This is a genomic window from Acinetobacter sp. HR7, from assembly GCF_000773685.1.
GTDB lineage: Bacteria > Pseudomonadota > Gammaproteobacteria > Pseudomonadales > Moraxellaceae > Acinetobacter > Acinetobacter thermotolerans.
In genome coordinates this window covers 1-8,378 of sequence record NZ_JPQO01000045.1, presented here as the reverse complement: position 1 = coordinate 8,378, position 8,378 = coordinate 1, and the positions used below count along the sequence as shown (strand labels likewise).

The window sequence follows — 8,378 nt, the reverse complement described above, 5'->3', positions numbered from 1 at the left end:
GTATAAACAATTTTTTACTTTCGCAAGAGATCTATTGAATATTGACCTGGTGCTTACAAGTTTTGCTTAGCTATACATAGCTGCTTATCAAATTCACCTAAACTGGACAGGACTCGGACAGTATTAACCTGAATTTTCCCTATGATGAAAAGATCTATAACAGGATGAAATTTCAATCTTGTTTAAAAAATTTAGGGAGAATCAGAATGACAATCAATCGACCAGTTTCAAATATTAACCCAGCCATGCCAAGCGATCCGATTGAGGAAAGCAACGCAGTCAAGCATGAAGAAGTAGTAAAAATGGATCCTTCAATCACAGAGGGAACTGATCCTAATTTTGTATCTACAGAAAACTCAAGACCACTTGATCCAGATGAGAAAGAAGCAGAAAAAGGCGATCAGGCTTTAGCAACTGGTGCCGGCAGTGTTGGGGGTGCCGCAGTCGGTGCGACACTCGGTATGGTCGGTGGCCCAGGCGGCTCATTGGTTGGTGGCATCATTGGTGGAGTACTTGGAGGTATTGCTGGCAAAGATATTTCAACGCCGGATTATCCAGATCACACTCATGAAACATCAGGCTTATTGGGTGAGCATGACAATTACTGGCGCGAACAGCATCAGCAACGTCCATATTATAGTGAAAGCCGTAATGCCTATGCTGATCTGGACTATGATCGTGACTACCGTGGTGCTTATCGACTGGGTTATGAAAATCGTGCCCATTACAACGGCAAAGTGGCTTTTGATCAAGTTGAACCAGATCTAAAAACCAAATGGGAACAGTTTAAAGGTGAATCCCGCCTGAACTGGGAACAGGCTAAACATGCGGTCAAGGATGCTTGGGATCGAACCACTAAATAAGTTTCATCTTTTATTAAAACCTCTCTTTTTAGGGAGGTTTTTTATGAAGAGAAAAAATATTTAGCGCTGTTTTCTAATTTACGGTTGTTTGAGGAGAAAACGATTAAAGGACTTTAGTTTAAGAAGAACCTCTCCAAGATTTTTCTTTCATTCTAAATCTCTAAATATTGAGAACAGAATATTTGGAATAATTTTGGACATTCTTAAATTTCCGTTATAGCAATAAGAATTAAAGAATCGTGGTTATAGAAAGTTTACCTTTTTGATGTTTTGACATGTAAGGCAGACAGGCTGGTTACATGAATGGTTTACATGTACATAGCGTAGTATTCCTTCACTGAAAGCGGACAGGACTTGGACAGTGTAAACCTGAACTTTCTCTATGATGAAAAGCGGTATGCAAGATGAAACTTCAATCTTGTCTCAACAGGATCAAGGGAGAAACATAATGACAACGAGTAATCAGCCAGGTTCAGGTATCAATCCAACAAATCAACCAGACCTTAATCAGGAAAATCGTGAAGCCTTTAAAAATGACCAGACACTAAAAAACAGCCCGCCAACTTCTGGCAGTGCACGTGAGGATTTGAATCTGCCGAATACGGAAAGTCACCGTGTGCCAGATATGAATGAAGCAGGCGATCATCCAGTTGCGACCAGCACTGGAACTTTAGGTGGTGCAGCAGCTGGTGCAGCCATTGGATCAGTTGGTGGTCCTGCTGGTGCAGTCGTTGGTGGTCTGGTCGGGGGTGTAGTGGGTGGCCTTGCGGGCAATGAAATGGCCGAAGCATCTGAACCAACCATTGATACGCCGGAAGGTGTGGCGCTGTCAGGCTCAGAAAAATTACAAGATAATGACGACAATTACTGGCGTGAACGCTATACCCAGACTCCATATTATAATGAGACCCGTAGTGCTTATGGTGATCTAGACTATGATCGTGACTATCGTGGCGCTTATCGATTGGGTTATGAGAACCGCGCGAACTACAACAATGTAGATTTTGATCAGGCCGAACCTGATCTGCGAACCAAATGGGAACAAACCAAAGGTGAATCCCGCTTGACTTGGGAACATGCCAAACAGGCAGTCAAGGATGCTTGGAATCGTACAACTGACTCATCAGAAGGCGTAGCATTGTCAGGATCAGAACGATTACGGGATAACGATGACAATTATTGGCGCGAACGCTACACCCAGACTCCATATTATAATGAGACTCGTAGTATTCATGGTGATCTGGACTATGATCGCGACTATCGTGGCGCTTATCGATTGGGTTATGAGAACCGCGCGAACTACAATAATGTAGATTTTGATCAGGCTGAACCTGACCTGCGAACCAAATGGGAGCAGGCCAAAGGTGAATCCCGTTTGACCTGGGAACAGGCAAAACAGGCAGTGAAGGATGCTTGGAATCGTGCAACCCATTAATTTAGGCGCATAAGAAAAAACCTCTCATTATGAGAGGTTTTTTATTTTTATACGATGTTTAAGGCTGCTGTTTCATTTCAAGGATGAGCTGATTGATCAGATCAGAGGCTTCCATTTCACGGGTCTGTGCTGCATTAGAACCTGCCCAGAAGGCGCCGTAGCCATGATCGCCATGTTTCACTGCAGCAGCATGTAACTGCTTGGCCAGATCATAGGTATATGGGTAACCAGGCACATCCAGGCGATCAGGTGTATCAATATCACGGTGCCAATGGTTAATGATGCCACGCGCTGGACGGCCGGAAATGCTGGCGGTCACTTGAGTCAGCGGTTTAGATAAAAGTGCTTTGCGATAGGCGTCATTGGCATTTGAGGTTTTACACTGGACAAAGGCCGTACCAAGTTGCACGGCTTCAGCACCAAAGTCCAGCATCTGACGGGCCTGATAGCCATCCATAATGCCACCCGCAGCCACGATCGGCAGGGAGCAATACTGCTTGATCAGCTTGATCAGGTTAGAAGTTTTCACAGAGGCATCAAACTTGGTATTGAAAATGCCACGATGCCCGCCGGCTTCAATGCCTTGTGCAATCACAATATCAATGCCTGCAGCTTCAATGGCACGTGCTTCAGCCAGATTGGTGGCTGAAACCATGGTAAGAATTCCAGCTTCTTTCAGTGCCTGTACCTGATGTGGCAGCGGAATACCGAAATGAAAGCTCACCGCTTTAGGTTTGGTTTCCAGCACAAGGTTCAGATAATCATCATTGTCCCTAAAACTTGGGTAAATACATTTCAGGGTTTTCGGTGCTTCGACCCCATATTCAGCAAATTTGTCCTTAAACTGGGCAATCCAGGCTTCCGCCAGTTTCTCATCCAGCGGTTCAGCTTTATGGCAGAAAAAATTGACCTGAAATGGTTGGTCCGTCAGTTTCTGAGTTTGCAGAATCTGTTCACGCGCTGATTCTACACTGCTGGCTCCCAATCCCAATGAACCCAAGGCGCATTGGTTGGAAACTTCGGCAGCGAGTTCTGGTGTAGAAACCCCGGCCATTGGTGCTAATAAAATCGGATGTTTGATGCCTAATTTTTCCAATAAAGACATGACGTTGCTCCTTGTGATTCTTTTACTTTGCCTTCGCCTTGAAAATTAAGCAATTCATATTGGTTATTTTGTTTTGAAATAATTGAAGATCGTTACAATTGGATTACATTTAAGGCGACATTGTCTGACGCTAAAAGGATCTCTGAACCAAGTGACAGCATCTGATCAATTTATAATAAGATTTTGCTTAAAACGTTCCAACTCATGTCTGATCGTATCCGTGAAAAGCTGCAGATTTTAGCTGATGCTGCCAAATATGATGTGTCCTGTTCTTCCAGTGGCAGCAATCGTAAAAATAAAGACAAGGGACTTGGCAATACCGGGAACGGCATCTGTCATAGCTATACAGAAGATGGGCGCTGTGTTTCCTTGTTAAAAATCCTATTTTCCAATGTCTGTATTTATGACTGTGCCTATTGTGTATCACGCCGTTCCAATGATGTTAAACGTGCCGCTTTTACCGTGCAGGAAGTGGTTGATCTGACCATGAACTTCTATCGCCGCAATTATATTGAAGGTCTGTTTCTCAGTTCCGGAATTTTTAAATCGGCGGATTACACCATGGAACGCATGCTGCAAGTGGTGAAGAAATTGCGGCTAGAAGAAAACTTTAATGGCTATATCCATCTCAAAACCATTCCTGGAGCTTCACAGGAAATTATTACCGAAGCTGGGCTGTATGTAGACAGGATGAGCATTAATCTGGAAATGCCGACCGAAGCTGGCTTAAAAAAATTTGCGCCGGAAAAAAGCCATGCTGAAGTGCAGAAAGATCTGGGTATTGTCCGGGATCGCCTGATCCAGATCAAAGATGAATCGAAAATCATTAAATCGGTACCGAAGTTTGTTCCAGCAGGACAGACCACACAGATGGTGGTCGGCGCACATCAGGAAACCGACAAAGACATTATTTGGATGGCGGATCGGCATTATAAGGAATTTAAACTGAAACGTGTTTATTTCTCTGGCTATATTCCCATTAATGAGCAAGAGAAAGCCTTACCGGCAGTCGGTTCAGCACCGCCATTGTTGCGTGAAAATCGACTCTATCAGTCTGACTGGCTAATGCGTTTTTATGGCTTTGAAGCGGATGAAATTGTCGATGACCAGCATCCGAATCTGGAACTGGATATTGATCCAAAGCTGGGTTGGGCGCTGCGACATCCGGAAGCATTTCCAGTCGATATTAATCGTGCAGATTACAAAATGATTCTGCGTGTGCCGGGGATTGGAGTGCGATCCGCGAAAAAAATAGTTCAGGCTCGCCGTTTTGGCCAGGTTCATATTGATCAGTTGAAACGAATGGGCGTGGCCTATAACCGCGCCCAGCATTTTATCCGCTGTGCCGATACCCCAAAATTTAAAAAAGAACAGCAATCACATCAAATCCGGCAGCAGATTCTACTTTCCGGGAATTCTAAATATCAGCAGCAATTATCGCCACAACTGGGATTCGGCTTCTGATGGCACGTTACTGTTTTGATGGCAGCTTGACGGGCTTACTGAGCTGTATTTTCAGGGCGTTTGCCTTTAAAGAATATGAGGTTAGCGTTACCGCCAATCTGCATGCGCAAAATGGCCTGTTTGATGAGTTTATTCATGTGGCATCCAATGATGAACATGGTCAGCGGGTGTGGCAGGGACTCAAGCAAAAAATCTCATCTGCCAGTTTAAGAGCATTTTATTTTGCGTTCCTGTCCGAGCAGGAACAGGCTTTTCAGAATCTCTTTGATTTTGCTGTATATGTATTTCAGAACCAGTATCCGGTTGATCAGGACTATGGGCATTCTGCGGTAATCGGCATGTCGCAATGGGCCAAGCAGGTCGGCCGCGAAAAGCACCGGATGGAAGCTTTTGTACGCTTTAAAAAATGTAAGGATGGTCTGTTTTTGAGTCTGGTGAAACCAGATTTTAATGTACTACCGATCATCACCCGACATTTTAAGGAACGTTATCAGGATCAGTCTTGGCTGATTTATGATGAGCAACGTCAATATGGCATTTATTATGATCTGCAGCAGGTGCATCAGGTAGAAATGAATGCTGAAGCCATTGATCCACAGGCACGGATTGGACGCAGTCAGGCCTTTAGCATCGAGCTGGATGATGAAGAAGTGCTATATGACCAGCTGTGGAAGGATTATTTCCAGAGTGTGAATATTCAGGCGCGCCGGAACATAAAACTACATATTCAGTATGTGCCGAAACGCTACTGGCGTTATATGAATGAGAAAGCACTTTGAAACACATTTTGCCATTATTTCAGGCATAATCAGGGAGTTTTGTTTTTTGCTTGAGTGAGGCATTGATGAAGGTATGGCTGGGTACTTTGGCTCTTGGGTTGATGTTAGTGGCATGTTCACAGGAGCCGCAGAAAGCTGAGGTTGATCCAAAGCAATATCAGGTACGATCTGCTCAGGAATTACAGCAGCGTTTTGAAGCGCTCAACCAGAAACTAGCAGCAGATTTTGCCCAGTTTAAAAAAGTAGAAAGCATTGCCTTTGCCCATCAGTTTCCACTGGATGTGAATAATCTACAAACTTTGAACCAGCATTTGGTGGCCAGTACCGCATTGAAACCCACAAAAATTGCCTACTGTGACATGATGAATGGCTATTTTGCCGAGATGTATCGTTTGGGCCATTTCAACCTGAATTTGCTTAATGAAGTTACATTGCCCAATGCGAAAAAAGAGAATCTGAAAACCGATTTCTCCAGTGCTGACCAGTTTTACACCTTTATTCTGGATCGCTATACCAGCTACCGTCAGGTGCAGCAGGTTATGAATTATGGCTGTAACCTGAAAGCTGCTTTGTAATAACGGAACAGGCCTAGAAAACCCGTTCCAAGATGACTTTTTTATCTAGGATAAGTCGAATGAATGAAAAAGCCTGCAACTGGGCAGGCTTTTTATTAGTGAATATTCAAATCAGAATAAGTGATTGCTGAATTAATTTTCCGCTTTTTCACGGACATTTGCGGCACCCTCTTCAACTGAACCAGCCACGGCAGCAGTCGCATCTTTGGCAGCTTCTTTAGCGTTTGCAGCTGCTTCTTTGGCATTGTCCGCGGCATTATCGGCAGCGACTGCGGTTTCGTCTGCAGCATGATTGGTGGCATCTGAAATGTCATGACCTGCCTGTTCAGCTGCATTTTCTAAATGTTCACCGGTGGTCGCACCTGTCTCAGGTTGTTTTTCCTTGCTACAGCCAACCAAAGCAATTGTGGCTGTCAAACCTAAAGCAATTAGAAGTTTATTCATTGTGTTTTTCCTTTTGTTGTCATAGATCATTGAATAACAAGATAGTATCGGAATCACGTGCTTCAGAATGCTAAAAAATGTGGCTTTCGTGTAAAAGTTGTCAACCATTTGGAAAACGCTGAAAACAAAAAAGCCTGCATAAAGCAGGCTTTTTAGAGCTTAAAAATTACAGACCGGCAGATGCGCGTAGCGCTTCCACCTTGTCGGTTTTTTCCCAAGTAAAGGCTGTATCAGAACCTTGACGGCCAAAGTGACCATAAGCTGCAGTTTGCTTATACATTGGCTGTAACAGGTTCAGCATACGGGTAATGCCGTATGGACGCAGATCAAAGTGTTCACGAACCAATTGAATGATCAGTTCATCAGAAACTTTACCAGTGTTAAAAGTGTTGATTGAAATCGAAGTTGGCTCAGCAACACCAATTGCATAAGACACCTGTATTTCACATTTATCCGCCAAACCTGCAGCAACAATATTTTTCGCAACATAACGGCCAGCGTACGCAGCTGAACGGTCAACTTTTGATGGATCTTTACCAGAGAAAGCACCACCACCGTGACGTGCCATACCACCGTAAGTATCTACAATAATTTTACGGCCAGTCAGACCACAGTCACCTACAGGACCACCGATCACAAACATACCGGTTGGGTTGATGTGGAATTTGGTATCTGCATGGAACATTTCAGCAGGAATGATTTTCTTCACGATTTCTTCGATCACCGCTTCTTTTAAGTCAGCTTGTGTGATTTCAGGATCGTGCTGGGTCGAAAGTACTACGGCATCCAGACGCACAGGCATGCCATTTTCATAAGCGAAAGTCACCTGACTTTTCGCATCTGGACGTAGCCAAGGCAGGGTACCGTTACGACGTAACTCCGCCTGTTTTTCCATCAAGCGGTGCGCATAAGAAATTGGCGCAGGCATTAACACGTCAGTTTCACGGCTTGCATAACCGAACATCAGACCCTGGTCACCGGCACCTTGATCTTCAGGTTTTTGACGGTCAACACCTTGAGCGATTTCAGGAGATTGTTTCCCGATCATGTTGATTACGGCACAGGTTGAACCGTCAAAGCCAAGATCAGAATGGTGATAACCGATGCCATTTACGGTTTTACGTACAATCGCTTCGAAGTCAACATTTGCAGTTGTTGTGATTTCACCGGCAAGTACAACAGCACCCGTTTTTACAAGCGTTTCACAAGCAACCCGCGCATATGGGTCTTCTTTTAAAATTGCATCCAAGATAGCATCACTGATTTGGTCAGCCATTTTATCTGGATGGCCTTCGCTTACAGATTCCGAGGTAAATACAGCGTACTCGCGCATAGTCCTATCACAGTTAATTTTAAAGACCCGATATGTTACATCGTGTTGCGTCAGAGGACTAGGTTTGAACGGTAAAATTGGCTGAAATTGTTTCAATTTAATTCGTTTTTATTTGAATAACAGTATTTGAAAAATTGATATATAAAGAATGAATACGTGTTTTTTATATTTTTGCCTTTAATATATTCATCTCGGTTGTTACTTGAGATGATGTACTAATCAGATCTTTTTATCCTCTCTACAGAGAGTACATTCACTTGATTTGCTCAATTAATATTGAAGTTATTGCACATATCTCATTTCAGCAACGCTGTTCCTTACCAAACGCCAATCTCAACTTTTTAAGTCATTGAAATAAAAAGGACATAACCTCATTTTAA

At 43.6% G+C, this 8,378-nt stretch carries 7 protein-coding genes and 2 pseudogenes; 6 read left to right on the top strand and 3 right to left on the bottom strand.

Translation table 11 applies throughout. From position 1 onward, the window contains the following. Window positions 1–206 precede the first annotated feature (206 nt). The 3 genes and pseudogenes from GW12_RS03045 to GW12_RS15570 form a co-directional block, all read left to right on the top strand. A complete protein-coding gene (locus GW12_RS03045; RefSeq protein WP_034583231.1) occupies window positions 207–863 on the top strand; it encodes a hypothetical protein in 657 nt (218 codons plus the stop codon). A 448-nt stretch (window positions 864–1,311) separates the two neighbouring features. After that, a pseudogene (locus GW12_RS03040) lies at window positions 1,312–1,983 on the top strand (glycine zipper domain-containing protein); the annotation flags it as partial. A gap of 48 nt (window positions 1,984–2,031) precedes the next feature. Next, window positions 2,032–2,298: pseudogene (locus tag GW12_RS15570) on the top strand (hypothetical protein); the annotation flags it as partial. Between the two features lie 58 nt (window positions 2,299–2,356). Here GW12_RS15570 and GW12_RS03030 read toward each other — a convergent pair. Continuing rightward, on the bottom strand, window positions 2,357–3,403 hold the full coding sequence (locus GW12_RS03030; protein WP_034583228.1) for a nitronate monooxygenase family protein: 1,047 nt from the start codon (window positions 3,401–3,403) through the stop codon (window positions 2,357–2,359). A 204-nt stretch (window positions 3,404–3,607) separates the two neighbouring features. Between GW12_RS03030 and GW12_RS03025 the strand changes: the two genes are divergently transcribed. The 3 genes from GW12_RS03025 to GW12_RS03015 all read left to right on the top strand — a co-directional run bounded on the left by GW12_RS03025 (window position 3,608) and on the right by GW12_RS03015 (window position 6,221). Beyond that, window positions 3,608–4,867, top strand: coding sequence for a putative DNA modification/repair radical SAM protein (locus GW12_RS03025; RefSeq protein ID WP_034583226.1), 1,260 nt, complete (start codon window positions 3,608–3,610; stop codon window positions 4,865–4,867). Continuing rightward, complete coding sequence (locus GW12_RS03020) at window positions 4,867–5,646, top strand: TIGR03915 family putative DNA repair protein (protein WP_034583224.1); 780 nt, start codon at window positions 4,867–4,869, stop codon at window positions 5,644–5,646. The genes GW12_RS03025 and GW12_RS03020 overlap by 1 nt, the downstream gene beginning before the upstream one ends. A 65-nt stretch (window positions 5,647–5,711) precedes the next feature. Then, a complete protein-coding gene (locus tag GW12_RS03015) occupies window positions 5,712–6,221 on the top strand; it encodes a hypothetical protein (protein WP_034583222.1) in 510 nt (169 codons plus the stop codon). A 132-nt stretch (window positions 6,222–6,353) separates the two neighbouring features. On the opposite strand, the gene GW12_RS03010 is transcribed toward GW12_RS03015, so the two are convergent. Both GW12_RS03010 and metK read right to left on the bottom strand, forming a co-directional pair. Continuing rightward, window positions 6,354–6,665, bottom strand: a complete 312-nt coding sequence (locus GW12_RS03010) for a hypothetical protein (RefSeq protein ID WP_034583220.1) — start codon at window positions 6,663–6,665, stop codon at window positions 6,354–6,356. Window positions 6,666–6,831: 166 nt separating this feature from the next. Then, window positions 6,832–7,998 carry a methionine adenosyltransferase gene (gene metK, locus GW12_RS03005; protein ID WP_034583218.1) on the bottom strand — a complete coding sequence of 389 codons (1,167 nt, stop codon included), beginning with the start codon at window positions 7,996–7,998 and terminating at the stop codon, window positions 6,832–6,834. Window positions 7,999–8,378: the final 380 nt, after the last annotated feature.

What these genes read in the sequence shown, in the direction of transcription:
- metK (WP_034583218.1), bottom strand. Translation starts at nt 7,998, where the DNA reads ATGCGCGAGTACGCTGTATTTACCTCGGAATCTGTAAGCGAAGGCCAT.
- GW12_RS03025 (WP_034583226.1), top strand. Translation starts at nt 3,608, where the DNA reads ATGTCTGATCGTATCCGTGAAAAGCTGCAGATTTTAGCTGATGCTGCC.
- GW12_RS03020 (WP_034583224.1), top strand. Translation starts at nt 4,867, where the DNA reads ATGGCACGTTACTGTTTTGATGGCAGCTTGACGGGCTTACTGAGCTGT.
- GW12_RS03045 (WP_034583231.1), top strand. Translation starts at nt 207, where the DNA reads ATGACAATCAATCGACCAGTTTCAAATATTAACCCAGCCATGCCAAGC.
- GW12_RS03030 (WP_034583228.1), bottom strand. Translation starts at nt 3,403, where the DNA reads ATGTCTTTATTGGAAAAATTAGGCATCAAACATCCGATTTTATTAGCA.
- GW12_RS03010 (WP_034583220.1), bottom strand. Translation starts at nt 6,665, where the DNA reads ATGAATAAACTTCTAATTGCTTTAGGTTTGACAGCCACAATTGCTTTG.
- GW12_RS03015 (WP_034583222.1), top strand. Translation starts at nt 5,712, where the DNA reads ATGAAGGTATGGCTGGGTACTTTGGCTCTTGGGTTGATGTTAGTGGCA.